Source organism: Delftia sp. HK171 (assembly GCF_001886655.1).
GTDB classification, from domain to species: Bacteria; Pseudomonadota; Gammaproteobacteria; order Burkholderiales; family Burkholderiaceae_C; genus Comamonas; species Comamonas acidovorans.
The window spans coordinates 4,424,851-4,449,602 of the sequence record NZ_CP018101.1 but is presented as its reverse complement, the minus strand read 5'-3'; the positions used below and the strand labels follow the sequence as shown (position 1 = coordinate 4,449,602).

At 64.9% G+C, this 24,752-nt stretch carries 21 protein-coding genes; 5 read left to right on the top strand and 16 right to left on the bottom strand.

All coding sequences use genetic code 11. The annotated features are described in order from the left end of the window. Nucleotides 1-153 precede the first annotated feature (153 nt). Both BO996_RS20025 and BO996_RS20020 read right to left on the bottom strand, forming a co-directional pair. On the bottom strand, nt 154-1,263 hold the full coding sequence (locus tag BO996_RS20025; RefSeq protein ID WP_071956211.1) for an extracellular catalytic domain type 1 short-chain-length polyhydroxyalkanoate depolymerase: 1,110 nt from the start codon (nt 1,261-1,263) through the stop codon (nt 154-156). Nucleotides 1,264-1,273: 10 nt separating this feature from the next. Then, a complete protein-coding gene (locus BO996_RS20020; RefSeq protein WP_013801892.1) occupies nt 1,274-1,687 on the bottom strand; it encodes a CopG family transcriptional regulator in 414 nt (137 codons plus the stop codon). A 206-nt stretch (nt 1,688-1,893) separates the two neighbouring features. Here BO996_RS20020 and trhA point away from each other — a divergent pair, with 206 nt between their 5' ends. Together trhA and BO996_RS20010 are read left to right on the top strand one after the other, a co-directional pair. Further along, a complete protein-coding gene (gene trhA, locus BO996_RS20015; protein WP_071956210.1) occupies nt 1,894-2,547 on the top strand; it encodes a PAQR family membrane homeostasis protein TrhA in 654 nt (217 codons plus the stop codon). A 158-nt stretch (nt 2,548-2,705) separates the two neighbouring features. Then, on the top strand, nt 2,706-3,029 hold the full coding sequence (locus tag BO996_RS20010) for a hypothetical protein (protein ID WP_071957174.1): 324 nt from the start codon (nt 2,706-2,708) through the stop codon (nt 3,027-3,029). Nucleotides 3,030-3,117: 88 nt separating this feature from the next. Here BO996_RS20010 and BO996_RS29255 read toward each other — a convergent pair whose 3' ends face one another. Continuing rightward, complete coding sequence (locus tag BO996_RS29255; RefSeq protein ID WP_013801894.1) at nt 3,118-3,270, bottom strand: hypothetical protein; 153 nt, start codon at nt 3,268-3,270, stop codon at nt 3,118-3,120. A gap of 193 nt (nt 3,271-3,463) precedes the next feature. Continuing rightward, nucleotides 3,464-4,722, bottom strand: a protein-coding gene (locus BO996_RS20005; protein WP_232240349.1) for an IS3 family transposase whose coding sequence is annotated in 2 segments (ribosomal slippage) — nt 3,464-4,392 and nt 4,392-4,722 — 1,260 coding nt in all. Because the reading frame shifts where the segments join, the coding sequence is not laid out codon by codon here. Nucleotides 4,723-4,935: 213 nt separating this feature from the next. Here BO996_RS20005 and BO996_RS19995 point away from each other — a divergent pair. Next, on the top strand, nt 4,936-5,655 hold the full coding sequence (locus BO996_RS19995) for a Crp/Fnr family transcriptional regulator (protein ID WP_013801895.1): 720 nt from the start codon (nt 4,936-4,938) through the stop codon (nt 5,653-5,655). Here BO996_RS19995 and BO996_RS29970 read toward each other — a convergent pair. The 3 genes from BO996_RS29970 to BO996_RS19980 form a co-directional block, all read right to left on the bottom strand. Next, on the bottom strand, nt 5,652-7,172 hold the full coding sequence (locus tag BO996_RS29970) for a GH36-type glycosyl hydrolase domain-containing protein (protein WP_071956209.1): 1,521 nt from the start codon (nt 7,170-7,172) through the stop codon (nt 5,652-5,654). The genes BO996_RS19995 and BO996_RS29970 overlap by 4 nt on opposite strands. Beyond that, on the bottom strand, nt 7,172-14,260 hold the full coding sequence (locus tag BO996_RS19985) for a glucoamylase family protein (protein ID WP_332258438.1): 7,089 nt from the start codon (nt 14,258-14,260) through the stop codon (nt 7,172-7,174). Before BO996_RS19985 ends, BO996_RS29970 begins: the two co-directional genes overlap by 1 nt. A gap of 150 nt (nt 14,261-14,410) precedes the next feature. Beyond that, on the bottom strand, nt 14,411-14,653 hold the full coding sequence (locus BO996_RS19980) for a hypothetical protein (protein ID WP_013801897.1): 243 nt from the start codon (nt 14,651-14,653) through the stop codon (nt 14,411-14,413). Nucleotides 14,654-14,928: 275 nt separating this feature from the next. On the opposite strand from BO996_RS19980, the gene BO996_RS19975 reads away from it, so the two are divergent. Together BO996_RS19975 and BO996_RS19970 are read left to right on the top strand one after the other, a co-directional pair. Then, complete coding sequence (locus BO996_RS19975; protein ID WP_071957173.1) at nt 14,929-15,153, top strand: glycine zipper 2TM domain-containing protein; 225 nt, start codon at nt 14,929-14,931, stop codon at nt 15,151-15,153. Between the two features lie 150 nt (nt 15,154-15,303). Beyond that, nucleotides 15,304-16,092, top strand: coding sequence for a GGDEF domain-containing protein (locus tag BO996_RS19970; RefSeq protein WP_083571177.1), 789 nt, complete (start codon nt 15,304-15,306; stop codon nt 16,090-16,092). Here the strand turns inward: BO996_RS19970 and BO996_RS19965 are convergent. The 9 genes from BO996_RS19965 to BO996_RS19920 form a co-directional block, all read right to left on the bottom strand. Further along, a complete protein-coding gene (locus tag BO996_RS19965; RefSeq protein WP_034398712.1) occupies nt 16,089-16,247 on the bottom strand; it encodes a DUF3309 family protein in 159 nt (52 codons plus the stop codon). The genes BO996_RS19970 and BO996_RS19965 overlap by 4 nt on opposite strands. 118 nt (nt 16,248-16,365) lie before the next feature. Next, a complete protein-coding gene (locus tag BO996_RS19960; protein ID WP_071956206.1) occupies nt 16,366-17,100 on the bottom strand; it encodes a Crp/Fnr family transcriptional regulator in 735 nt (244 codons plus the stop codon). A gap of 1,126 nt (nt 17,101-18,226) precedes the next feature. After that, nucleotides 18,227-18,703 carry a hypothetical protein gene (locus BO996_RS19950; protein ID WP_156897990.1) on the bottom strand — a complete coding sequence of 159 codons (477 nt, stop codon included), beginning with the start codon at nt 18,701-18,703 and terminating at the stop codon, nt 18,227-18,229. Nucleotides 18,704-18,796: 93 nt separating this feature from the next. After that, nucleotides 18,797-19,207, bottom strand: coding sequence for a GFA family protein (locus BO996_RS19945; RefSeq protein WP_071957172.1), 411 nt, complete (start codon nt 19,205-19,207; stop codon nt 18,797-18,799). A 93-nt stretch (nt 19,208-19,300) separates the two neighbouring features. After that, complete coding sequence (locus tag BO996_RS19940) at nt 19,301-19,636, bottom strand: hypothetical protein (protein WP_225970979.1); 336 nt, start codon at nt 19,634-19,636, stop codon at nt 19,301-19,303. Nucleotides 19,637-19,835: 199 nt separating this feature from the next. Next, on the bottom strand, nt 19,836-20,780 hold the full coding sequence (locus tag BO996_RS19935; protein WP_071956203.1) for an FHA domain-containing protein: 945 nt from the start codon (nt 20,778-20,780) through the stop codon (nt 19,836-19,838). Between the two features lie 119 nt (nt 20,781-20,899). After that, nucleotides 20,900-23,158, bottom strand: coding sequence for a TOMM precursor leader peptide-binding protein (locus BO996_RS19930; protein WP_071956202.1), 2,259 nt, complete (start codon nt 23,156-23,158; stop codon nt 20,900-20,902). Further along, nucleotides 23,115-23,981: a class I SAM-dependent methyltransferase gene (locus BO996_RS19925; RefSeq protein WP_224986185.1), complete on the bottom strand. Its 867-nt coding sequence runs from the start codon at nt 23,979-23,981 to the stop codon at nt 23,115-23,117. Before BO996_RS19925 ends, BO996_RS19930 begins: the two co-directional genes overlap by 44 nt. After that, complete coding sequence (locus BO996_RS19920) at nt 23,956-24,741, bottom strand: BMA_0021/BMA_0022 family TOMM bacteriocin (RefSeq protein WP_071956201.1); 786 nt, start codon at nt 24,739-24,741, stop codon at nt 23,956-23,958. Before BO996_RS19920 ends, BO996_RS19925 begins: the two co-directional genes overlap by 26 nt. Between the last annotated feature and the right edge of the window lie 11 nt (nt 24,742-24,752).

The window sequence follows — 24,752 nt, the reverse complement described above, 5'->3', positions numbered from 1 at the left end:
TTCAGCTGTTGATCGCCCCCGATGTTCGATGTTGAAGCTCCTGCGTCAGCTCTCAGCCTGAGACCATTGTTCGGAAACCTGCAGCTGCCGGCTGCTCCGCAGCGGTTGCTGCCGACCAGGGCCTCCTCGCGAGCTCGCTGCCGGTGCCGCGCGTCAGCAGCCGTGAGCACGCTTGTGCGAAAGGAAGAAGCGCAGCATCTCGGCGCTGGCGTCGATTCCTCCTGGCGTGGTGTAGCTGCCCTCTGAGCTGCCGCCGGACCATGCGTGGCCTGCGCCATGCAGTTGCCAGTGTTCAATGGCGGTACTTCCGTCGGCTGCGACATAGGCAGAGCGGGTGAATCGCTGGCCGTTCGGCGCATGGCCCTGGATGACGCGAGGTACGCCTTGGGGACTTTGCGCGCTGCGTGCAGCATTCACCACGGCCGCGCCGTTGTCGTGGTGCACCGTCGTGTCGGCATCGCCGTGAAACACGATCACCGGACACACGCTGGGACCGCTGGCTGAGCCTGATGCTGCGCCTCTTCGCATCGCCTCGAGGGCTGATGGCAGATTGGACGCAGCACCGGCGGGCAAGCCCGAATGCACACCCACGGCGGCGAACAGCTCAGGATAGGTGCGCCCCAATATGTCCGCCATTGCACCTCCCGCTGATAGTCCGGCGACATAGACACGCGATGCGTCCGCGCCATGGTCAGCCACCACCTGGCGTGTCAGGCCCGCCAGCAGTGCTGGCTCGCCCCGGCCCCGCTGCTGATGCTGGGCCTTGAACCAGTTCCAGCATTTTTGCGAGTTCGCATGCTGTGTTTGTTCAGGATAGAGCACCAATACACCAGCCCTGCGTGCCTGGTCATTCATGCGCGTGCCGGCGGCGAAGTCTTCCGGCCCTTGGGTGCAACCGTGCAGCATGAGGACGAGCGGCCGAGGCCCCGCTTCAAGTGCACTGCCTGGCGGCACATACAGCCGATAGGCCAGCTGCCGGCCTCCGTGCGAGTAGCTGCCGCGCAGCCATTGCTCGTCGCTGCAGGTGTCTGCCTGCGATGAGCCCGCAGGCACGGCGAGTTCGGGAGCATCGTCGATGAAACGGGCTTCGGCATCGACGATCCAGCCTTCTTCCCTATGACTGGTTGCGGCTGTCTTGCCGTGGGGCGCGGGCGCGCTTTCGCCTCGCAACGTGCGCTGAATCAGCTCGGTTGCTTCCAGCAAATTGCCAGTGCGCGTCAGGCGTGTAGCCTCGCCCAGCATGTCGTGAAAAAGCTGTTTCATGGAATGGTTCTCAGGTAATGCGGCCGGCCAGAGCGGCACGAACGGCGGGGCTGGCCTGGAGCGCTCCCAGCACCGTGATGGATTCGATGGTTTCTGCGGCCAGCTGCGCAGGCACGTCCTGCGCGATGCTGGCCAAGCCCAGCACCCGGATCTGCAGCTTTTCCCCGGCAGCCTGCACCCGCATGAGATCGGCCTGGGAGAAATGCTGCATACCCAGGACCAGCATCTTGCGGGCGACGACCTGTTGCAACGCGTCCGCGTGGCTGCGCAGGTGATTGCGTATCGCTGTACGGATGAAATCACTGCGGTTTGCGTAGAAGCCTTCGGCGACCAGCAGGTCGATTTGGCCCAGGTCGACGTAGCCCAGATTGATGGTGAGCTTCTCGGATTCGCTCACGCGAGGGGTGGAGGTGGTTGTGGCCATGGAACATCCTTATGCCATCCATATGGATGGTTTGAGGATGGTTTCAAGGCCTGATGTTTCAATTTGGCGCGGCACGTCGTGTGGTGTCCGGTGGACGGGCTCTCCAGCGTGTCCGTTGCCATCATTGCCCTGTCACGTCTGGGCCTTAGGGTGGCCGGGCCGGGCCACCGCGCCCGGCGTTGCTCAGCCATGCGCCAGGAGGCTCCATGCAAGATTTGCAGGCAGGCTCGCCGCACGGCCCTTGCGTTTGGGGCCAGCCCGGCGAACGGTTCAATACCTGGAGTCATCTGGCAGCCCTGCCCGTGGGCCTGGCGGCCAGTGTGGTTCTCATCTGCGAAACGGTGGCCGGCGGCGATGCGCGCAAGATTGTGGGCGCTGTGGTGTTTGGCCTGTCCCTGGCGGCGCTGTTTGGCGCATCGGCCCTCTTTCATGGCTGTACCGGGGTGCGCAAGCGTTTCTGGCAGCGCGTCGACCACGCCTGCATTTACCTGCTGATTGCCGGCAGCCACACGCCCTTTGCCTTGATGGCGCCCCCTGGCTTGTGGGCTTGGCTGCTGCTTGGCGGCGTATGGGGACTCGCATTCCAGGGTGCGATACGTGCACTGGGTTTCGATTCGCCGCCGCGCCTGTCTCTGTACATCAGCCTTGGCTGGCTCAGCTTGGGGGGCGCGGTGCCGGTGGCCTTTCGCCATGGTGCGCAGACCCTGGCCTGGCTGCTCGCCGGCGGACTGCTCTATTCGGCAGGAACGGTGTTCTACCGGCGTCTGGCGAGCACGCGCCACGCGCACGGCATCTGGCATCTGTTCGTGGTTGCCGGCAGCGCATGCCATACCGTCGCGGTAGCCGGTTTGCTTGCCTGACCTCCTGCGATTCATGGCTTCGATACCCTGCCGTCCTGATGAGGCTGTTTGCTTACGCAATTTCGGCGGAGCGGACCTCATGGAAAATTCTGGTGTGGGCTTAAAACATGGTCGAGGCGGGGTGCATCTATCTCTTCCTCATCTTCGAGGAGAAGGCCATGACTGCATCGATTTCACTGAGGTCACTGCTTGGCAGGCCTCAGGACCCTGATCTTGCCGACCAGGCGGTTCCAGGGCACGGCGTTCCTTCGCAGGACCCCGACCAGGCAGCACAGATTCGAATGGGCAAGGCAGAGGCCTTGCGGGAGTCCAAATCAACCATGGTGGCCGGCTTCATGATTTTTGGCGCAGCACTGGGGTCTGTGCTTGGCGCGGCCGTGGGAGGACCGGTTGGAATATTCGTTGGGGGCGCCGTCGGTGGCCTGGTGGGCGCCGGATGCGGGGAGGCGGCTGGAGCCACGTGGATTAAACACAAGGATTGATGGACCGGCCGAATGCAGAAACCCGTCCTTTGCGTCCATTGAAATCAAAAAGGGCCCGAGGGCCCTTTTTCGTTACGGAGCGGCTGGATTACTGCTTCGGTTGCCCTTGATGGGCTTGCTTCTTTTGCTCTTCAGCGGAGCCCGGCTGATGCTGCTTGGGAGCAGTTTGCTGTGGCTGGGGCTTGCTGGGCTGGCCAACGGGCTGCTGGCTTTTGCCTGGCGTGTTCTGGGAAACGGACATGTGAAACTCCTATGGTCTTCAAAAGCCAAGATGGCTCCTGAAAGTCCACTGTGTTCCTGGTCCAGGTGATGGGATGTAGTCAAACCGGCCGCAGACAAATTATGTTGTAAGCGTGGCGGCACAAGGGTTTTCGGGGGGCTTTCTGGATGCGGGGGGGCCGCAGTGATGTCGCCCCCGTATTCCCGACCCCACCCTATTCGCAATAAAGCAGCTGGTCAGCCCCTGCAGCCTGTTGCCGCCTGAACTCCCGAGGCGACCGCATTTTCAGCGAAGAATGCGGATGCACCTCGTTGAAGTGCTCGAAGGCCGCAGGCAGTTGCGCCAGTACCGTCTGCGCGTCATTCAGGTCCATGCGCGCCACATAGTCGCGCTTGAAGGTGTTGACGAAGCTCTCGGCCATGCCGTTGCTCTGCGGGCTGCAGACGGGAGTGTTGATGGGCTTCAGGCCCAGCGCGCGTGCCAGCGCCCTCGTTTCGGCGGCGATGTAGGCACCGCCGTTGTCACTGAGGAACTCCAACTCCTGGCCCTGCGGGACCGCTTCGACCGAGCCGAAGCGGCGCTCCACGGCCTCGATGAGCATCTCGCGTACCGGCTCACCTGGCAGCCCTTTGCCCTCCCACGCGCGCCAAGCCATCACCTCACGGTCGCAGCAATCCTTGGTGAAGGTGGCCGTCACAGTCTGACCTGAATCGCACTTGATTTCCAGACCATCGGAGCACCATCGAAGGTCGCTGCGCGAGACCGCAACACGGCCCTCATGCGAGCGTGCGGACTGGCGCCGGCGAGGCGCCTTGGGCAGCAGCAGAGCGGCTTGTGCCATGACGCGATAGACGCGTTTGGCATTGACCCTCGGGGCGCCCCGTGCCGCACGCTGGCGGTTCACCAAGGCACAGGCACGTCGGTAGCCATAGCTGGGCAAGTCGGCAATTTGCTGGCGCAGTTCGGCGAGCAGCCCGGCATCGTCGCTGGGTGTGCGATGGCTGCGGCCATCGGTCCAGTCTTCACCGCGCCCAAGCAGGTCGCGCACATGCGAGCGCGCCAGCCCCATCGTCCGGCAAACCGTCTTCACTGGTCGTCCCCGGGCAACAAGGGCGAGCGCGCAATCCACTTTTTTTCTGCGGCGTACTCCACGGCTTCCTTGAGGATTTCGTTCTCCAAGGTTTTCTTGCCGAGCACGCGCTGCAGCTTGGCGATTTCCGCGCGAGCAGCCGCCAGTTCGGATGCGGGCACGACTGCCTCGCCAGCGGAGACGGCGGTCAAAGCACCTTGCCGTTCGAGCTTGCGCCACTGGAACAGCAGTCCAGCCGAAACGCCTTCCTGCCGAGCGACCAATGACACGCTCATGCCTGGTTCGTAGGTTCGGCGCACCAGCGCCGCCTTCTCTGCGAGAGACCAGCGCCTGCGGCGCTGGTCCTTCACGACTACCTCTACTGACTCCGTATGCCTAGTCATATGCACAGTCCTGTTCCTATCTTCAAAGATAAGCGATAGGACGGGGCCGGGGAATCAGGGGGCTATCTCAGCAGGGCCAGGCACAGATGCCACTGCCGGTATGTGCGGTACCGCACAGAGCCGGTGGGCCTGGCCCGTAAGATGCAGGAGCGTCATTTCTGCTGTCTCCAGACTCTCTTGAAGTGCCGGGATGACTGCACTGGAATTGCCTTTATGCCCTCTTGCGCCGCGTCCACCGGCAATCATTTGCTCGCCTCCTTGCCGCCCGAGCCATGGCAGCGGTGGGAGCCTGCGCTGGAGCCCGTGGAGCTTGCCCTGGGTCAGGTGCTGTATGAAGCGGGCCGGGTCATGAGTCATGTGTACTTTCCCACGACGGCGATCGTCTCCCTGCTGTACGTGATGGAGAACGGTGCGTCGGCGGAGATCGCGGTGGTGGGCAACGAAGGGATTGTGGGCATTTCCCTCTTCATGGGAGGAGGGTCCACGACCAGCAGGGCGGTCGTCCAAAGCGCCGGCAGGGGCTATCGGCTGAAGGTCGGCGCCATGCAGGCGGAGTTCGAGCGCGGTGGCCCGGTTCTTCACCTGTTGCTGCGCTACACGCAGGCGTTGATCACCCAGATGGCCCAGACCGCCGTCTGCAACCGTCACCATTCACTTGACCAGCAGCTTTGCCGCTGGTTGCTGCTGAGCCTGGACCGGCTCCAGGGCACGGACCTTGTGATGACGCAGGAGCTGATCTCCAACATGCTCGGAGTCCGCCGCGAGGGAGTGACCGAGGCCGCGCTGAAGCTGCAGCGCGCCGAGATCATCCGCTATTCGCGTGGCCGCATCAGTGTGCTGGACCGTACGGGCCTTGAGCAGCGCTCCTGCGAGTGCTATGCGGTGGTGAGAAAAGAGTACGACCGGTTGCTGCCGGACATCACGGCTTGCTAGGTCCCGATCGCGGCCTCTTGCAAAGGGATGACAAAGCAGCTGTGCGCTGCCAGCTCTGTCCAGCGCAGCCTCTGCGATACCTGCAGCATCACTGCGCCCTCCACGGCACACCTGGCCGCCAGCGCGTCGGTGCTGCCGCGAATCAGGAGAAAGCGCATGCTGCGGCCCTCCCGTTTCAATACCAGTTCGGCCTGGGGCCAATGGGAAGGAAGGCAGGGGGTGAAGAACAGTTCCCCGGCGTGTATGTGCAGCCCCAGGATGGATTCCACCGCGGCGCGATGCATCCATGCAGCCGAGCCCGTGTACCAGCTCCATCCGCCCCGTCCGACAAAAGGGGGCTGGGTGTATACGTCTGCAGCCATGGCGTAAGGCTCGATGGCGTATTGGCTGCCCCATACGGGATGGCTGGCGCGATGGGCCGGACTCAGGTAGGTGAAGTACCGGTAGGGTGTGTCCTGAAGGCGCTCGCTGCCGGTGGCGGTGGCGTGCGCCGCCTGGCGCAGGGCCAGCGAAGCGGCGGCCATCACGGCCCACGCTCCGGCATGGGTGTACTGCCCGCCGTTTTCGCGCACCCCTGCCGGGTAGGCCTGGATGTAGCCCGCATGCGGAAGGCCATGGACCAGGGGCGGTGACAGCAGCGGGATCAGGCCTGTATCGGGCTGGACCAGCTCCGTGTCCACCGCTTCCATGGCAATGCGCGGGCGCGAGGTGCCTGCCGTGGTGACCAGGACCGACCAGGCCTGCGCAATCAGATCGATGCGCGCCTCGGGCTGCCGGGCCGAGCCCAGCACCGTGCCGTCATCGAAGAACGCCCGCCGGTACCAGCGCCCATCCCAGCCCGCAACATCCAGGGCCTGGCGCCAGCCGGCCAGGGCTGTCTGCCAGGCGTCGGCGCGTGCTTCGTCGCCGCAGCCGCGTGCCAGCGGTATCCAGTCCGTGACGATGGCGCACAGGAACCAGGCGAGCCATACCGATTCGCCCCGGCCTTGGTGACCAACAGCGCTCATGCCATCGTTCCAGTCTCCTGCGCCCATCAGGGGCAGGCCGTGCACGCCCACGGCAAGGCTGCGGTCGATGGCGCGCGCCGCATGCTCGTAGACCGAAGCCGAAACTTCGCTGATGCCCGGTGTTTCGTAGACGTCGTCCACGCCGTCGGCAATGGCGGGCGCCTCCAGGAACGGAACCTGCTGCTGCAGCAGCGCCGTGTCGCCAGTGGCCTGGAGATAGTGCGAGCAGGCGAAGGGCAGCCACAGCAGGTCGTCGCTGCAGCGGGTGCGCACGCCGGCACCCGAAGGCGCATGCCACCAGTGCTGCACGTCCCCTTCGAGGAATTGCCGTGAGGCGCACAGCGTGATCTGTTGCCGCAGCACGCCGGGATCGGCCCAGACAAGCGCCATGGCGTCCTGCAATTGGTCGCGGTAGCCGGTGGCGCCTCCCGCCTGGTAGAAACCGGCCTTGGACCACAGCCGCGAGGAGACCGTCTGGTAGGGCAGCCAGCGGTTCACAAGCACGTCCATCAGCGGATCGGGCGTGTGGATCTGCGTGGCCTGGAGCAGGCCATCCCAGTAGTCGCTGTTGGCCTGTTCTCGTGCCCGGGGGCCAGGACGGTGGCTTGCTCCAGCAACTGGCGCGCCGCATCGGGACTCGTGGCATGGCCGATCAGATAGGTCTGCTCCCAGGCCACGCCGGGCCGAAGCGTGGCCAGGCGCGACAGGGCTGCGCAGGGTTCGAGCCCGTATCCGCTGCGCTGCCCCAGTTGTGCCGGGAGCTGCAAATGTCCGTCGGATGCAAAGAACTCGCTGCGGTCGCAGGTCCAGTCAAGGCTGTCGTGCTTTCCCGCGAGGGTGCCTTCGCCGGCATGCGATTCGCAGAAGAAAGCCGTGCCGCCGCCAAAGCCGCCCGCAGCCTCGGTCTGGGTGCATAGCAGGCCCAGAAAGCGCTTGTCGGGCGCCGGTGCCCACAGGGCCATGGTCTCCAGCGTGGCGCGGTCGGCCCGGCGCTCGCCCAGCATCCACTCCACCATGCCCGCCATCCTCAGGTGCATCTTGGAGTTGCCATGGTTGACCACGGTGATGCGCACTTGCTTGACGGCCGTCCTGATGTCCACGCACCAGCGCGCACGGATGCCCAGGTCGCCGTGGCGGTGGGCGATTTCAGTGAAGCCCTGGCCATGCACCACGCTGTAGCGGGCCTGGGCATGCCCCCAGGCGCTGGGGGCCACGCTCCATGTCTCGTGTGTGCGCCGGTTCTGGAGAAAAAACCACTCGGACGGCATGTCGCAGACGGGATCATTGGACCAGGCCGTGACCTGATTGAGCCGGCTGTTGATCGCCCAGGTATTGCCTGCGCCGCTTTCGGATATCTGCCCTCCGAAGCCGGGGTTGGCCAGGACGTTGATCCAGGGCCTGCCCGGACGCCGGGATGCGCTGACATCGAATTGGAAGTGGCCATGGTCGCCGAGGAACTGTCCGGTCGATGCGGGGACAGCCGAGCCCCAGCTTGGCTGGACCGGTATTTTCTGGGGCAGATGCGCTGTGCGCCGCCGGCTGGCCTGGGCCTCGAACTGCTCGCTCCAGGCATGGATCTGTTGCAGCAATGCACGGCCATCGGCATGCAGGCGCACACATGCCAGGCGCTCCAGGCAGGCTGCCTGCGCGGGGGTGAGCGTGTCCTGGCCCAGGACATGAAAGCCTGTCGTGCTGAGCCCTGGGCGGGCGTTGCCGGCCGCCTCATGCTGTTCGCCGATGGCGTTCAGCTCGGCCTGCACCGGCATGTAGTAGGAGTGGAACTCGCTGCTGAGCACGACCAGGTCGCAGGCCACGCCGGCGCGCGACCATTCGCCCAGGGCCTGTCCCAGTATGCGCAGCAGGCCCAGGCCCTGGGGCGCCGCGGCACTCACCACGATGATCGGCCTGTCGCCCGAAAGGCCCAACTGCCACAGCACGCGCCGGTCCTGGATCTGCGGCAGGCGGACGGCGCCTGCGCGATGCGGGTGCAGGCCGGGCTGCAGCTTGGGCAGGGTGAACATCAGCGCCGTGCCCAGCAGTTGCAGTGCCGGCAGGTACTCGGGCCGGGGCCGGTGCTGCAGGGCATCCTGGCCCTGCGCCAAGGTGGCGGAGATCACGGAGGTGCGCTCCACATAGCTGGGCTGGCGGTACTTGTCCAGGATGGCCATGAGGGTGCTGGCACTGTCGCAGGCGGCCGTCGCAAACACCACGCTCACTTGTCCGCCAGGGCCCACGCGCATGCGCACGCCCAGCACGGCGACGGGATCCAGGCCGGTGTCCAGCGCGACAGCTTCACCCGGTGCGGGCTCCAGGCACGCCTGCGGCTGGCTGGCCGCGTGATTGCGGCCGGCCCATTTCGCCCGATCGCTCTGGTAGCGCAGGCCCAGGACCTCCCCCTGCGTGCCGGCCACGAAATGGGCCATCTGCACCACCTTCTCCTCCTTGTGGCGGGCAACCCGCTCAAAACGCATGCCCTGCTGCTGCGCCAGCCACTGCGCCTTCACGAACATGTTGGAGAACGCCGGGTGGGCCTCGTCCGCGCCCGCGCCGGCCAGGACCACCTCCATGGCCGATATCAGCTCCACGTCCATGGGCAGGTTACCCAGGTTGTTCAGTACGACCTTGCGCAGCTCGATATCGTCTTCAGGGCTGATCCAGACCGTGGTGCGCACACGCCATTGCGGCCAGCGGGCATCGAAGCACATGCGGTCCGGGTGGAACGTGCTGGTGTAGGCCGCCTGCGGATCGGGTGCCGGGCTGCGGGTCACGGACACCGGGGCGCTGTCCCTGTCCGTTCGCAGGTAGACAAAGCTCCCGTGCGCATCGCGCAGCAGGTCGTCGCGCCAGCGCGTGATGTGGGTGTTGCCCAGGCGGCTCCACCCGGCTCCGTTGGCGCGCAATGCAACGCTGTAGCGCCCATTGCTCAGCAGGAGGGTCGGCTCCAGGGCCCGGGCCCCCGGGACGACGGTGCGGATCGCGTTGGCAGGCCTTCGGGACTGGGCATGCAAAAAGGGTGCGGCCAGCGCGCCGGGCCTCAGGCCTGCAAGCTCGCGGGGGGTGCGCTCCTGCAGCAGCGTGGACATGGCCTGGATGCGGGGGTGGTCAGAGCCCCAGCGCTGTGCAACCCCTTGCAGCAGCACATTGGCCAGGGCCACGATGGTCATGCCCTGGTGATGGGCCATGTAGGTGCTGACGAGCGTGAACCTTCCGCCATGGATTTGCCGTGCGGCAGAAAAGTCCAGGGCCTCGTAGAAGCCATAGCGCCCGCGCGCAGCCAGGGCGGCCAGCGCGCGGAAGTTCGCGCACGCAGGTACCGCAGCCACCTGGCAGGCCAGCGCCGTGGCGTAGGGGGCGATGACTTTCTCTGCCATCGGCGTGCGGCGCAGTGCCAGGCAGGGCACTCCCTGGGAGGCGTACTGGTAGGCCAGCGACTGGTCGCGCGCCGCATAGGCGCTTTCCGACGTGCCCCAGGGAATGCCCAGGCCCTTGGCAAAAGCCATCTGTTCGCGCAGTGCGCTGCGGTTGGCCTCGTCCAGCGCGCTGCCCGCTGGCTCCACTGCCACCAGCGAAGGCATCAGGTACTCGAACATGGACCCCGACCAGGACCGCAAAATCGCGTTGCGGCCATGGGCGAAGAACGGCCGGCCCAACGCCTTCCAGTGCCTGGCGGGAAGGTCGCCCTTGGCAATGGCCAGCAAGCTGGTGGTGCGGGACTCGGAGGCCAGCAGGTCGTAGAACGATGCGTCGAGTTGCTGCTCCTCGAGCCGGTAGCCTATGTGCAGCAATTGCCGCCGCGGGTCGAGCAGGAAACGGAAATCCGCATCCCACGCCAGCTGTTCCAGGGTGTGGGCCATCGTCCGCAGGCGCAGGGAGATCCCATCTTGCTGCCCCGCGCCGACGGCGCTGACGTCCAGGGCCGCCGACTGCAGGGTGGCCAGCAGGTCGGCCAGCAGCCATGGCAAGGGGTCCTGCGGCCCGGGCGGGGTGTCGGCCACGGCCCCAGGTTCCGGCAGATCGAGCGCGTGAAGCTCCGCAAAGGCGTCGCGCAGCAATCCCTGCAGCATCATCTGGGCCGATATGTCTGCGGGATCGGCCAGGGGGCTGTCCAGCAATTGGCCGATAGCCGTCTGCTGCAGCGGGCGCTGCAACAGGCGCGCTGCGCCCGCCAGGCAGGGTTTCAACCGGCGCCTGGCCGCATGGATCGCCTGCTGGCTGGCCGCAGGATCCAGCGGGGCGCGGGCCAGCTCAAGGCAGGCGCGGGATACGGCAAGCAGATGGGCTCCCAGGTTGCCGCTGTCCACGGTGGAGACATAGCGAGGCAGCAGCGGCTGCAGGCTCTGGGTGTCATACCAGTTGAGGAAGTGGCCGTTGTGGCGCTCCATCCTGGCCAGCGTGGCCGAGGTCGCTTCCAGGCGCATCAGCAGATCCTGGGTGCCGATCCAGCCGAACTGCCGCGCACAGGCGGCGCTGAGCAGATAAAGGCCGATGTTGGTGGGAGAGGTGCGGTGGGCGAGCACCTCGAACGGCGCCGTCTGAAGGTTGTCCGGGGGCAGGTGGTTGTCGCCTTCGCCCACGCAGCGCTCGAAAAGCCGCCAGGTGTCACGCGCAATGTCCTGCAGCAGTTCGCGGTCTGTGGTCTGCAGCCCTGCATGGCTGAAAGGGGCCCGCCACGGGGCATTGCACAGCCAGACCAGGGCCGGGGTGAAAACCCAGGCGGACAGCAGCAGCCATGCCGCGGCTGGCAGCGGGGCGGGCAGCAGCCACAGGGCCGCCAGCAGCGCAAGCGCGAGCACGGTGCTGTGCCAGTGCCTTGACAAGGCCGGCGCCCAGCCGGGCCGGATGGCGGCATGGGATGCTTCGGCGGTGGTCCATTCCAGCAGATGCCTTTTGCTTACGGCCATGCGGTACAGCGTGCGGGCCACGGCATCCGCGTGGAGCATGGCCTGCGGCAGCAGTTGCGCCAGGTACCACGCGCCGGACAGTGCCACCTGCAGCAACTGCCGTGCGCACTGCAGGGCGAAGCGGCTGCCCACGAATCGCGCATGGTGCGGAAGGGCACCGGCGATGGCGCCTATCAACGGCCCGGTGATGCAGGCCGCCGCCGCCAGTGCCAGGGACAAAGGCAGGGCCAGGCCATGTCCTGCCATGGACAGCACGATCAGCAGCAGCGACACGGGCGCAACCAGGGAGCGGCGCAGGTTGTCGAACAGCTTCCATCGGTGGATGGCCGCCAGTTGCCAGTACCTGCCGTGCCACAGCACGGGCAGCAATTGCCAGTCCCCGCGCACCCAGCGATGCAGCCGGGCTGCTGCCGTGTCGCTGTGCAGCGGGTCCGACTCCATCACGGTCACATCGGAGATCGCCGCGCAGCGGGCCAGCGAGCCTTCCAGCAGGTCATGGCTGAGGATGCGGTCCTCGGGCAGGCGCTGCGACAGCACGGCGTGCAGGGCCTGCACATGGAGAAGGCCCTTGCCGATGAAACTGCCTTCTCCAAAGAGGTCCTGGTACACATCCGAAGTGGCTGCGCTGTAGGGGTCCATGCCCCGCTGTCCGGAAAAAAGCCACTGCCAGGCAGAGGTTTGCCGCGTCTGCGGCAAGGGCGACACCACGTGCGGCTGCAGGATGCCGTAGCCGCGTATGACCTTGTGCCCGGTGGCATCCAGTTCAGGCTGGTTGTGCGGGTGCTCGGCGATGCCTACCAAGGCCCTGACCTGGCCCGGCGGCAGTTCGGTGTCGCTGTCCAGCGTCAGCACATAGCGCACGCCGGCAGGCAGGTCGGACAGCACGCCCATCTCCAGGAAGGGGGCCGGCATTTCCGTCGCCAGCGCCGTCACCAGTTGCTCGAGCTTGCCGCGCTTGCGCTCCCAGCCCATCCACAGGCCCTGCGTCGCGCTGAAGGACCGGGGGCGGTGCAGCAGCAAAAAGCGCTGGGCCTGGCCCTCCCCGGCGGGGTAGCGCAGGTTGAGCGCCTGTATCTGTTCGCGTGCCTGCGCGAGCAGCGGCTCATCGTCGGCCGTGCCCTGCCGGTCCGCATCCGCCCAATCGCTCAGCAGCGCGAAATGGACACAGTGCTCCGGATTGGCGAGATAGTGCAGCTGCAGGCGGTGTGCCAGTTCGGAGATGGCAGCAGGCTTGCTCAGCAGCGCAGGAATGACGACCAGGGTGCGCGCCGAGGGGCCGATCCCCTCCTTCAAGAGAAAGCGCGGCAGATGCGCTGGAGTGGCGGACTCGCATATGAGCCGGTTCACCAGGGCCAAAACCGCCTCGGAGGCCGGGAAAAACATGATCAGTCCCAGCAGGGCCAGGCCTGCATGGCCCAACCATGCGTCCAGGGGACCCAGGGGACCCAGGGGACCCAGGGGACCCAGGGGACCCAGGGGACCCAGGGGACCCAGGGGATCCAGTGGACCCTGCATCGCGGCGGCATTGCCTGCGCCGTTGAGGTGCAGCATCCATGCCACCAGGGCCAGCGAAGCCGCCACAACGGCGCCGATGTAGGTGACCGTGCGCGACAGCAGGAGGATGGCATACCAGCGGTCCGCCAGGGGCCGTCGCGCGCCGAACATGTCCTCCAGTTGGGCGCGTCCCTCGCCCTGCAGCCAGTACCCGGCCAGTTGGGCTGCGCCCTGCGACTGGCCCATCAACCGGATGAGGGCCCTGGCCACAGCGGCCTCGGAGCGATCAGGGCTGCGCGCGGCCAGGCGCTCTATGCCATGCAGCGTAGTGTTGCGGCTGGCATCGTCCTCGGCCAGGAAAACGGGCGAGGCCTGCAGTGCGCGCACGACCAGGCTGGTCCTGCCCACGATACCGGGCCAGTCCCCGGCGCCCACCAGTCGCAGCGAGGCCACCGCATTGCCCACGCTCAGGTGGTCGGCCGCGCTGTCGGCATGCTGCTGCACCTGCAGTGCAGCCAGATCGGGCACTGCACTGCGCAGCCACTCTTCGATCTGCATGTACGCGCCGTCGCTGAAGACTGAGCGATGCCCGAAGAGTGTTTGCGCCAGATGGGACAGGAAGACCTGGCCTACGCCGCGCAATTGCATCAAACGGTGGATTTCGTGGAAGCCGGCGGCATCGAGCCTGTCGATATGGCCCGCAGCCAGGGTGGCCACCTCCTTGGCCGCCGCCTGGCACGCAATCCGCTCCGCCAGGCGCCTTAAATTCTCGACCAGAATCACCCGCAGCGTGGTGGGCAGCGCCCAGAGCTCACCCTGGCTGAGTTCGCTCTTGCTCTGGTATGCGTCAAGAAAACAGGTCAATAGCGATTCATTGAAGGCACCATCGGTGTGGGCGACAAAGGACCATGCCACCTGGTAGATGCGTGGAAGGCCTGTGAGCGGGGCCTCCTGCAAGACGGGCAGCGAGCGGTAGTAGCGGATGGAAAGGCCTTCGCTGATCTCCCGCAACTGATCCTCGATCAGGTGGAAATTGTCGAAAAGCCACTCTGCGCCGGATCCCAGCTCATGGCCCTCCTGGTGCAGGCCGGCGATGTACCTGAATGAGGTGCGCAGGGATCTGAGATTGTTTTCAAGACGTGGATAGAACGTCGCCTGGCCAAAACGGGGGCGGCCCACGGCATGCGCGCCCCCCAGGGTCATCCCATACTGTTCAAAGTGTGCGCAGCCAAAAAGCTCCGACCTGATGGGTGCCAGGACTTCTCCATGGCGGGCATCCAGCAGGTGGCTGATATGTGGCGGTATCCATTTCCAGCGCTTGCGCATTTGCATTCATGGCTTCCGGGCAGCGCACTACAGAGCAAGCCACACGACGGCGGCCAGGGTTGCGATCAGCAGCATTCCCGTCAGCGTGCGCTCGCCCAGCATGCGGTGGATAGCCGTGAATCCCGTCCAAAGCGCGAGCAATGGCCTTCTCAGCGCATCGCAGTGCGCCAGGTGCTCGGTGAGCATGAGGCGATCCATCTGGGACAGGCTGGCAGGCCCGCCGACGCAGGAGGTGTCCCAGGTCGGGACGAGGTTGGAAAAGCGGGGCATGGGCGGAACTCCTGGTGCGGATTGCGCGGATGCAATCCCTTGGACACATGACCTCTTGTAGGGAGAGCAGGCCGCGGCGTCTGTGCGCAGACGAACATTCACGGGCAACACGCGGCGATGTGCCCTACCGCACCGACGGCGATGTGCGAACACGCCACTGTGGGACGGCATGGCAGGCACAGCGCAGCGCGTGGGTGCGGTGGACGGCGTTCCTGACCAGGGCGGGCAGCCTCCACGCCATGCGCCAGTCCACTACGTTTCAAAGAGGTTCTCCCATGAAAAAAATCAAGGTCAATGCGCTCGCCCTGGCGGCGACAGTCCTGCTGATGGGCCTGGCCGGCTGCGGCAATATGTCCAAAAGGGATCAAAGCACGGCGATCGGTGCGGGTGCCGGAGCGATCGGCGGGGCCGTGCTCACAGGAGGCAGCGCTGTGGGGACGGTCGGTGGTGCTGCGGTCGGTGGAATCATCGGCAACCAGGTCGGCAAGGACAAGAAGTAAACCTGGCCATGCAGGCTTGGCATCCTGCATGGCCATGTAGAAATCGCTGGCGGATCAAGGGCTTGTCTGTGAAATGGTGAAGGCGATATTCATCTTCCGGATCTGCGAATCATCCGTTTCCCTCAAGCATGGCGAATTCTGAGGAACACCATGGCTCAAAGGTATCCAAGGCACATCGGATCAAGAAGAACAGGTGCTTTTTTTGCAGACGAAGCAGGCCTTCGCCCCCACGCCATCCAGTCGGATTTCGAGCGAAATCACTGGCTGGGCATCTCCGTGGAAAACCGAATGCGCAAGGGGCTTGAAGCCTGTTTGCAAGGCCTGCAACGGCAATGCGACTCACTGCGCGAGGAGTTGCACAACACGCGTATCGCCCTGGGAAAAGCGCATTTCGAGCTTGACAGGACCAAGGCGGATGAACGCGCAGCGCATCACCTGGCGACACATGACCATCTGACCTCCCTGCCGAACAGGTTCTCATTCCTGGATCGGCTTTCCAGAGCGATCGGCTTTGCCATGCCCCAGGCCATTCCCATCGCGGTGTTGTATATGGATCTGGATGGCTTCAAGACAATCAACGATCTCCATGGCCACAGTGCGGGAGATGAAGTCCTCAAGGTCGTATCGGGCCGCCTGAGATCCTTCATCCGCCGCGAGGATCTGGTGTGCAGGCTGGGAGGCGACGAGTTCGCATGCCTGCTGGAGCCCTCTCCGGAAATGGAGCAGCTGCGCGCCTTGGCCAGAATGATCTGCAGGGAAATAGCCAACCCCATTCACTGCAACGGGCTGGAGCTGAAAGTGGAGGCCAGCATGGGCATTGTGATTGCACACGAATGGCCTGTGTCTGCGGAGCAATTAATTGCTGATGCGGATCGCGCCATGTATCGGGCCAAGCGCATGCGCAGCGGCTATCAGTTCAGTGTTTTTGAGGGCACTTAGGCCCGCCCCGTAAGCAGCAATACCACGACCACCACCACCAGCAGGCTTATCGCAATGCTGGGAGCGTATCCCCAGCTACGGCTGTGGGGCCATGAAGGCAGAGCGCCTACAAGCACCAGGATCAGGACGATTAGAAGAATGGTGGTCAGACTCATGATGCTCTCCAAGGCGCTTTGCAATGCACGGCGTAGAGTTGCATTGCATCGTGTTCCCAAGCGATGGTCTGTGCGCTGGCGCACGTCCTTGAATTTTTGAATTTTTGACTTTGGTCTTTCAGGCCGGGGTGCCCATGATTCTTGAATAGATTTGTCTGTCTGCCGCGTAGCAGCTGCACGCCCTGTTTTCCAGCGCTGCGCGGTTCAATACCATCATCTCACCACGTTTGTAGGCAATCATGCCGTCGTTCTGAAATCTGCTGGCGATGTTGGTGATGCTGACACGCCGTACGCCCAGTATCAATGCCATGAATTGCTGTGTGACATGGAAGCTGCCGGCACATCGGTCGCTGCTCATCAACAGCCATCGGGCCAGACGGGAGGCTGCCGTATGGTAGTTCAGGCAGACTGTGAAACGTGCCTGCTGATGCAAGCGCACAAGTATGAATTTTTTAATCAATTCACCGAGCATGGGGATCTCTGTGCACTGCTTTTCTAGATCCGTGCGGCTTATTCGCCAGCAGGTACCAGATTGTTGTACCAAGATCTTCCAAGGAGGAGGTGTTGCATGGCCTAGAATGCTTTCTGACCCGACCATCGCCTCATTCCCTACCATGCCTATTCCCAGGGAATGTCCCAGGGAATGGTTGCTGTTGATTTCCATGACCAAGGAGATGCATCCGCTTTCAGGAAAGTAAGCATGCTCCAAAGGGTTGCCTGCTTTGCTCAATTCTGATAATGCGATCAATTCGAAGATTTCACAGTGCTCAACAAAGTGATCTGCCGATGAAGGATAAAGCAGGCGTATTATCCTGTTTTCAATATTGGCATGATGGGCACCCGAATTTTTCATACAATTCCAATGAAATGAGTTTTGTTCATTTCTCTTGATGGATACCTTGATGACTGACGCTGAAGCCAGGTCATCAGATGATTTTTCTCTTCAAGCAGGCCGCACTATTGATCATGGTGCTTTTTTGATTCCATGTATGTGCGGCTGCGTACGCAAAGCTCGCTGCCGGGAAAGCGGTTTTTTCATATGAAACTCAGTTCTGCTGCCGAATCCGAGATGAGGTCATTTAATTGCGCATCCAAAATATTTTTTCCATGATGTGCGCTGGCGAACGGAAAAATAGCAAAAATAGATCCAAAAATAACGCTGACCGGCCTACGCAACTTAAGAAAACAAAGAAATGCCACGTACGGAAGGCGCCATGACCGCCAATCCAAAAATCTCGCGACACGGCAAGGGCGTGCCGGATCACTCAATCCTCGGCTCAAAAAACCTTGGTAGAGAGAAATTTATGAGCTGGCACTCGGATGCTGCAACAGTGGTTCGGCGGCAATCCAGATTCGACTGTCCAGGCGTTGCGCCCTGGCTTTGGCTGGAGTGGGCGCGGGTGCCCTCAGCGATTGCCAGCGGCCCTCAGCGGCCCAGTTCTTCCACAGGCATATCCGTGATCGCTTCGGCAAACAGTCGCCTGCAGTAGGCCAAGGGTCTCATTGATGCGATGCCATGCCGCGTGTTCGGCGGTCATGCACGAGGGCAGGAGCTTGGGCGCCGGCAGCGCCTTGCAGAACAACCAGCGAGTGACCGGTCTTGACCGTTGCAGCCACTCACGCACTGCGCCGTGAATGTCGCAGTTCAGCCTGAAGCCGTCATCTACCGGGATGTCTGTGAGGACCGCTCCTGGCCGATAGCCGAACTTACGAGACGCGTAAGACTAGGCTGGAGAGCATGTCGTTGAGCTCCGTGTCGTTGTGTCCACGGCCGTTCTCGACTAGGTCCCAATGCCAAATTGCTTGAACCTCTGGCGTCATGGCATTCTCGTAAACGTTCACGGCGAGCCACGCCAAGTCTGTCCTTGAAAGTTGGAAGCGACGCGCGACTTTCCGCAAGGCTGTTGCGGGAGGCTGACTTGCCAGCTCACTACGCGCCGCCTCAAGCATCTCTTGGGTCGCCTCAAACATCCTGATTCCTATGCCTCCGGGAAAGCATCGACCGTCGGCCCTTGGCCGCCCCAAGTCCGCCGCTGGGCCGCTTGGCGCTGCGAGATGACGCGGAGCAAATCGTCAACGGCAACATCGCCCGTCACCTCAACTTTGTCCGAGACCGCGGCCAAGTAGGCTTCCCAATGCTCGGACGGCTCTTCCCACGGCATCTCATGAAGAGTCCACCAGCGGTCAAACACCTGAATGGTGATGGCGTCGGAGCCGAGAACACGATGGGCGTCGAGAGAGGAGGACAGGAATTCGTACTCACGGACGCGTGCAAGGTAGAGCAGTTTCACCGCCATAGCAACCGCCTCTTGGCGCCACGCCGACCTGTCTGACCAGCACCTGCTTGTCAGCACCGGCTGCAGAAGCATGTCCGCCTCTTCCGCCGTGAGGACTGATGGGAATGTGACCAGCGCAACTGCCGATGGCTCAATCTGGAAATAGGTGGTGTGTTTCACGAGGTCCAATGCTCGCTTCGAATGCCAGTTTGCAGGGATGGATTCTGCCTATACCGCGAATGGCCGGTTGAAGTTACAACCGAAACCAGCCGTTTAATCAACCCCTCCCCAGTCCACCCACCCCATCCCCACCCCCCGATTCACATGCCGCTGCCCACCCACCACAAACTCAGAATCCAGCGAGGCCAAAGCAACAGAGATCCAGGCGCCCTCTGCGTAATGCGCGCTGTGCCACGTCAGCGATGAGCCGCATTGCTGGCAAAAGCAGCGCGTGATGCCGGGCGATGAGGCAAAGGAGCGCAATTGCTCCTGGCCCTGGGTGAAGACAAGGTCCTTTGTCGGCACGCTGCCGTAGGTGGCGAATGCGGCGCCGTGGGCCTTCTGGCAGATGCGGCAGTGGCAGTGCGACACGGCCTTGGGGCTGGACCGCAGTTCATAGGCGATGGCGCCGCACAGGCAGCTGCCGGTCAGGGCAAGAGGGGGACTATCCGGGGCGTTGCTCATGGTCAGGCGGGCGCAAAAAAGGCGCATGCCATTGTGCATGCGCCCCAATGCCGCGAGAGGGACGCGCGGCAACCCCAGGAGTCATCCGTTTCGTCAGTCGCCGATGACCTGCAGCCCGCTCCCGTCCCCATGCGCCTGCAGGCACATTCTTCCGAGGTCGTTGAGAAAGCGCAGCACGGGCATCTCGCCCACGCAGGCGGGGATGGCGGCCATGATGTCGTTGTGCAGTTCCAGCAGCTGGTCGGCGGCGACGAACATGGCGGCGGATTCGCCGTAGTAGTGCCGCCAGAAGTCCTGCAGCAGGCCGTGGCGGGCCTTGCCTACGACCAGCGGATAGCCGTTTTCCCAGACCTGTGCGTCCATGGAAAGGCTGGCCAGGCCAGGGTCAACAGGCCGCGCGCTGGCGGGGATCAACAGTACACGTCGCATGTCCATGCTCATTTGCGTCTTCCAGGTGCGCCAGTGGACTCGGGCAACCCGGTCCGGGAGGAGGGTGAGAGGGTTCGCACCGCAGGCGGCAAGAACCGGTTCCCACTTTATTCACGTGTGCACAACAAGAAAATTACAGCTGATTACATGCGGCGAGCGATGCGCCGTGTGCCTGCCGTTCTCCGTTGCAGTTCGCCGTTCAGGCGCCGCGCGCCCCGCCTTCGATCTCGAACGGAAAGTCCCCGAAGCGCAGGCTGCCGCGCCGCCGCTCCACCAGGGCGGGCGAGGCAGCGCATTCGGGCAGGGCGCTGAGGATCTGGTGCTTGGCGCGGAAGATCTGGATGTTCACGTACGAGGGCTCCACGCCCAGCATGCGTGAGAGCGCATCCAGCTCTATCCAGCCCTGGCTTGCGGGGGCCAGGCCTTTTTCTGCGTCCTGCTGGCGCACGCGGGCCAGGGTGACCAGGGTGTAGTGGTGTATGCGTTCGCCCAGCGCAATGGGTTTGCCGTCGCTCATGACGGTCAGGCTGGCGTGCTCTTCGTTCTGGCTGACGGTGAAGCGAAAGGACACTTCCGGCGGCTTGGGCGCACGCGGGTCGAAGCTGCTTTCCCGCGTGGATTCCAGGTCGTCGCATTGCACGAATTCCCAGCTGCCTGCGGAGGTGTGGACCATGGCGCCGTCCACCAGGGGCTCGGTGCCGTCGCCGGACTCTTGCAGCCAGCGGCCATCCTCGAAGAAGACGTTGGCTTCGGGCTCCTGCGCGTCGGGCAGCAGGGTGCCGCGCGGGTTCAGGGCCAGGGGGCCGTCCTGGGGCAGGCCCGGGCCGGGGCTCAGGCAGGTGATGGGCGGTCCCAGGTCTTCCACGGTCCAGGCCGCTTCTGCGCCTTCGCCCATGCTGAGCTTGGCGCCCACCGCCAAAACGGTCCAGCGGCCGGCGACCAGGCGCACGCCGTTGAGCATGGTGCCGTTGCGGCTCTGGTCCACGATTTCCCAGGTCTGCCGGTTCCAGCGGAACAGTGCGTGGACCTGGGAGACGTCGGGCGCCTTCATGACGGTCTGGCAGACCGAGGGGTGGCGGCCGAAGGTATGCAGGGGCCGCAGCACGACGATGCGACCGTCGAGTTGGTTACGAAAGAGGGCCATCGCCTCGAATTCTCCTTGGGGCTTGTGTGAACAGGGGGTGGGCTGAGGGCGCATTGGCCCGGAGCCGGCAGCCTGTTGCCAAGCTGAGAGAGTACATGCCCGCTGCGCGTTTCAGTTTGTCAAACGTACAGAGCCTGCGGATTCAGTTCGGATTCCTGCAGCGGCCGGCTGCGCCAGCCCAGGGCCACGGCTACGTTGCGCAGCCGTGGATTGCCCAGTTCCGGCCAGATATGGCACAGGCCGGGAATCACGACTTTGACGGTGTGCACAGGGATGTCGGGGCGCGAGTGGTCGTAGACGATGGTTTCCAGGCCCAGGCCGCGTGCGATGTCCACGCAGCGCGCAATGGCCTGGGCAATGTCTGGCGGCGCGGTGTCCGGCGTGTGCCCAGACAGTGGCGCAGGCTGTTGCGGCGGCGCATCGGCGCTGTCCGCAGGGTGCAGGAAGGCCTGCAGTGGCTCGGGCACGGCAAAGCTTTTGCCGGCCGCGATCAGCTGGCTGATTTCGGTGAGGGCGCGTTCGCAGGCCAGGGCGCGGTCCAGGCTGCAGCCAAAGCCCACGGCCCATTGGCCGGTCTGTGCATGACGGCCCACGGAGACGACCACGGGTATGCCGAAGTCATGCGTGATGTCCAGCAGCCAGTACGACCATTGCGGGCCGCAACTGCGGTCCAGGCGCTGGCGTGTGGCCTGGGCAATGCCTTGCAGCGCAATGGCGGGCCTGCGGATCTGGCCGTACCACCAGATGGCGGCGGCGTCGCGCTCCACCAGTTCCATGAAGCCTTGGAGGATGGCTTCTTCCCGCGTGTTGCCTGCGGCGCAGCCGTTGGAGGTCCAGCCCACGTGGTGCTGGCTTTGCGCGGGCGCATGGGCCAGGCAGAAGGCCAGCGGCAGGTAGCGGCGCGCATCGGTGGTCAGGGACCAGGCGGGAGCCCACCACAGGGGCTCGCCCTGGCCGGCGCTGGCGGGCACGGCATGCGGCGGCCTGTCGGTGGCAAAGCGGGCAGTCTGCCGGTCGCTGAAGCGGGCCAGTTCCGTGGGCGCGATGCAGGGCGCGTCCAGCTCGGCGGCGGGGGCGATGACTACGGCTTCGTCGCCCTGGTGGAAGGCGGCGTAGCGTTCCACCGCTTCGCACATGGCGCTGGCGCGGGCCTGCACGGCCGACAGGCCCTTGCCCAGACACAGCTGTGTTCCGGAGCCGGCCAGGCTGGTGCTGCCGGGGGCAGGTGTTCTGAAGATTTCGCTGCGGTAGACGGTGAGCGCTTCGTCTGTCTCGGCCGTCAGCGGCGTGACCCGGGCAATTACGCCAGTCAGCGGGCTGACGTGCTGCGACAGGCGCTGCACCGTGGTCTCGGCCGGCACGCTGCGCCAGCCGCCGTCGGCGCGCGCGGCATGCGTGCCGGGAACTGGCGCAATGCGTTCACGCTGGCGCAGGGCCATCAGCCCTGGCGTGCCGCAGTGCGGGCATTGCGGGCGGGCGGCCACCGGGTGGGGCTGGTCAGGCTCCAGCATCCACACGGTTTGCGCCGCATCGGTGTGCGCCAGCAGGCGCTGCACCGTGGGCAGCAGGGCCTGCAGCCGCGTGGCGATGAGGTCGGCGCCGGCGCGCACGGGCGGGCAGCGGTCGCTGTCCTGAGGCTGGCCGTGCTTGCCGCCGCGTGCGGGATGGTTGCGTTGCCAGCGGTGTGCGAGGCAATGCCAGCAGGCCGCTGCCTGAGTTGCCTGGGCTGCGTGGCTTGCATGGGGTTTGAAAAGCGGCCCGGCCATGGCCTGCTCGCCCGTTGGCCGCACCAGCAGCCAGGGCCGGCCTGCGGCACGCTGGTTGGCGTCAATGGAGCCCAGGCGCGGGTCCAGATAGTCGTCGCAGAAAACGATGGTGAGCGGGGTGGGGGCGGGGGCGGGGGCCTGCGTGGCAACGGCTCCGGCAACGGCTGCAGCCCAGTGGCAGGCGGCTGTGCTGTCCAGCGCTGCAGTCAGCATGACGATGTCGATCTGCTCCGATGCCTGCAGGCGCACGGGCGGGGCCGAGAAATCCGGTTGCAGATAACCGTGGCCGTTCAAGTCGCTGTGCAGCACCGGCTGTACCAGGCCCTGGCGCAGCAGGGCGCCCAGGGCGTGCAGCATCTGTGCAAGCGGCGCATCGGGCGCTGCGGCGCAGTGCTGCATGAGGCTGGTGCCTGCCTGCAGCGGGGCGTTCAGCGCCAGCACGGCGGCAGAGCCCAGGGCCAGGGTGTCGCGTTCGCTGGCCAGCAAAAGGCGGTCGCCCTGCTGCACGGGCGGCAGGAATTTCTCGTGCCAGCGAAAGGCGTGGGCGAACAGGTCCGGGGCCGTGGGCTCAGGCAAGAGACGGTGCTCCGAGTTCAAGGCGGACGACGGCATAGGGGTGCTGGCCGGTAGTGGCGTGGAAGGCGGTCTCGAACAGCTGGTGCTGCTGCGAGAAGCGGGCATACAGGTGCTCTTGCAGGCTGATGCGGATGGCGGGGTGGATGCGCTCTATCTGCGCGCCGTCCGCAAAGCCCGAGACGACGGGCAGGCGCATTCCGCCCACCTGCATGGGCAGCCTCGCAAGGGCCGGGTGCACATGGTCGAGCACGACGGTGCACGGCGGGCTGCCGGGCGCGGCAAAGCGCTGGGCCAGCTGCTGCAGCATGGCCTCCAGCGCAGCCTGGGGAAGATAGGGGCAGACGCCTTCCAGCAGCACCAGAACGGGCTGGTTGCCGGGCAGGGCGGCGGTGTCCAGCCAGGAGGTGTCGAGGATGGAGCAGGCGAGGTTGGCTTCAGGGCCTGCAATGTATTGCGCGCGCAGGGCGATGGCGTCGGGCAGGTCCACGTTCAGCCAGCGTGCGGTGCCGGCCTCGGGTGCCAGGCGGTTGCGCCGCGTGCACAGGCCTGCACCCAGCGCAATGCACAGGCCGGATGGATGGGCGGTCAGAAATTCGGTGGTGAGCCGGTCGAACAGCTGCGAGCGCAGCACCACGCTGCGTACAAAGGCGGGGTCGGCCGCATGGGCCTCGCTGGCCTGGGGCAGGGCAGCGGCAATGCGGCGCGCCTCGGGGTCGGAAAAAGGCGGCAGGTCCGGCAGTTCCGAGGAAGCTGCCGGACCTGCCGCCCGGGCACGTGCCGCCAGCGTCAGCAGCAAGGTGGCCGTGGCCCCTTGCAGCTGCGCCGGTGCCGTATCAGCAGGTGAAGGGGTAGGCGTCACCGGTGTTGTTGTAGGAGGTGAGAGCGATGGCCCACAGGTCCTGCTCGGCGGGTGCCACCGGGTAGTTCAGCACGATGCCGTTCTTGATGGCCGTGCCGTCTGCGCGCTGCAGGTTCCATTCGCTGCGTGCCGCATCCCAGGTGAAGGCCTGCTCGGTCTCGAAACGCACCTGGAAGTTGAACGGGTTGTTGTAGCCCAGCCATTGGCTCAGCACGGGGGCCTTGTCCTTGCCATCGTCACGCGTCAGCTCTGCGTGGAACTCGGGCGACTGCCAGGCCAGGGCGATGGCGCGCAGCACCACGCCGCCGAAGGCCAGCAGCGAGTCCGGGCCGCCGCCGGGGATGCCCAGGCCCGTGGGCAGGGCGGCCTTGAGCGTGCCGTTGCTCGGTTCCTCGAACGAGGTGCTGACGCCCATGAAGTTGGGGAACAGCTGGTAGTAGGCGGCCAGCGCTTCGGAGGCGTGGGTCTGGGGCGCCTGGGGCAGGACGATGACGAATTCATCGTCAGGGCCGATCCAGCCGGCCGTCAGCACGGGCTTCCATTCGGCGCGCTGGGTGGGGTCGTCGCTCAGGCGCAGCGACACATCGACCTGGGGCCACTGGGTCGGCAGGCTGAAGTCGCGGTGCAGCATGGGCTGGATGTCGCGCTGCCCCAGCAGATCACGGCGGTAGGCGTCATCCTGCCAGGAGCGGGCGATGGCCCGCAGGTAGGCAAGGCGGAATGCGAGCAACGGTTCAGTATTCTGCAGCTGGGTGGTCATGTGACTTCATC

Excerpts from the sequence above, each read along its gene's own strand:
- BO996_RS20025 (WP_071956211.1), bottom strand. The coding sequence starts at position 1,263 with ATGAAACAGCTTTTTCACGACATGCTGGGCGAGGCTACACGCCTGACG.
- BO996_RS20020 (WP_013801892.1), bottom strand. The coding sequence starts at position 1,687 with ATGGCCACAACCACCTCCACCCCTCGCGTGAGCGAATCCGAGAAGCTC.
- trhA (WP_071956210.1), top strand. The coding sequence starts at position 1,894 with ATGCAAGATTTGCAGGCAGGCTCGCCGCACGGCCCTTGCGTTTGGGGC.
- BO996_RS20010 (WP_071957174.1), top strand. The coding sequence starts at position 2,706 with ATGACTGCATCGATTTCACTGAGGTCACTGCTTGGCAGGCCTCAGGAC.
- BO996_RS29255 (WP_013801894.1), bottom strand. The coding sequence starts at position 3,270 with ATGTCCGTTTCCCAGAACACGCCAGGCAAAAGCCAGCAGCCCGTTGGC.
- BO996_RS19995 (WP_013801895.1), top strand. The coding sequence starts at position 4,936 with ATGCCCTCTTGCGCCGCGTCCACCGGCAATCATTTGCTCGCCTCCTTG.
- BO996_RS29970 (WP_071956209.1), bottom strand. The coding sequence starts at position 7,172 with ATGGACGTGCTTGTGAACCGCTGGCTGCCCTACCAGACGGTCTCCTCG.
- BO996_RS19985 (WP_332258438.1), bottom strand. The coding sequence starts at position 14,260 with ATGACCCTGGGGGGCGCGCATGCCGTGGGCCGCCCCCGTTTTGGCCAG.
- BO996_RS19980 (WP_013801897.1), bottom strand. The coding sequence starts at position 14,653 with ATGCCCCGCTTTTCCAACCTCGTCCCGACCTGGGACACCTCCTGCGTC.
- BO996_RS19975 (WP_071957173.1), top strand. The coding sequence starts at position 14,929 with ATGAAAAAAATCAAGGTCAATGCGCTCGCCCTGGCGGCGACAGTCCTG.
- BO996_RS19970 (WP_083571177.1), top strand. The coding sequence starts at position 15,304 with ATGGCTCAAAGGTATCCAAGGCACATCGGATCAAGAAGAACAGGTGCT.
- BO996_RS19965 (WP_034398712.1), bottom strand. The coding sequence starts at position 16,247 with ATGAGTCTGACCACCATTCTTCTAATCGTCCTGATCCTGGTGCTTGTA.
- BO996_RS19960 (WP_071956206.1), bottom strand. The coding sequence starts at position 17,100 with ATGAAAAATTCGGGTGCCCATCATGCCAATATTGAAAACAGGATAATA.
- BO996_RS19945 (WP_071957172.1), bottom strand. The coding sequence starts at position 19,207 with ATGAGCAACGCCCCGGATAGTCCCCCTCTTGCCCTGACCGGCAGCTGC.
- BO996_RS19940 (WP_225970979.1), bottom strand. The coding sequence starts at position 19,636 with ATGCGACGTGTACTGTTGATCCCCGCCAGCGCGCGGCCTGTTGACCCT.
- BO996_RS19935 (WP_071956203.1), bottom strand. The coding sequence starts at position 20,780 with ATGGCCCTCTTTCGTAACCAACTCGACGGTCGCATCGTCGTGCTGCGG.
- BO996_RS19930 (WP_071956202.1), bottom strand. The coding sequence starts at position 23,158 with ATGCCGTCGTCCGCCTTGAACTCGGAGCACCGTCTCTTGCCTGAGCCC.
- BO996_RS19920 (WP_071956201.1), bottom strand. The coding sequence starts at position 24,741 with ATGACCACCCAGCTGCAGAATACTGAACCGTTGCTCGCATTCCGCCTT.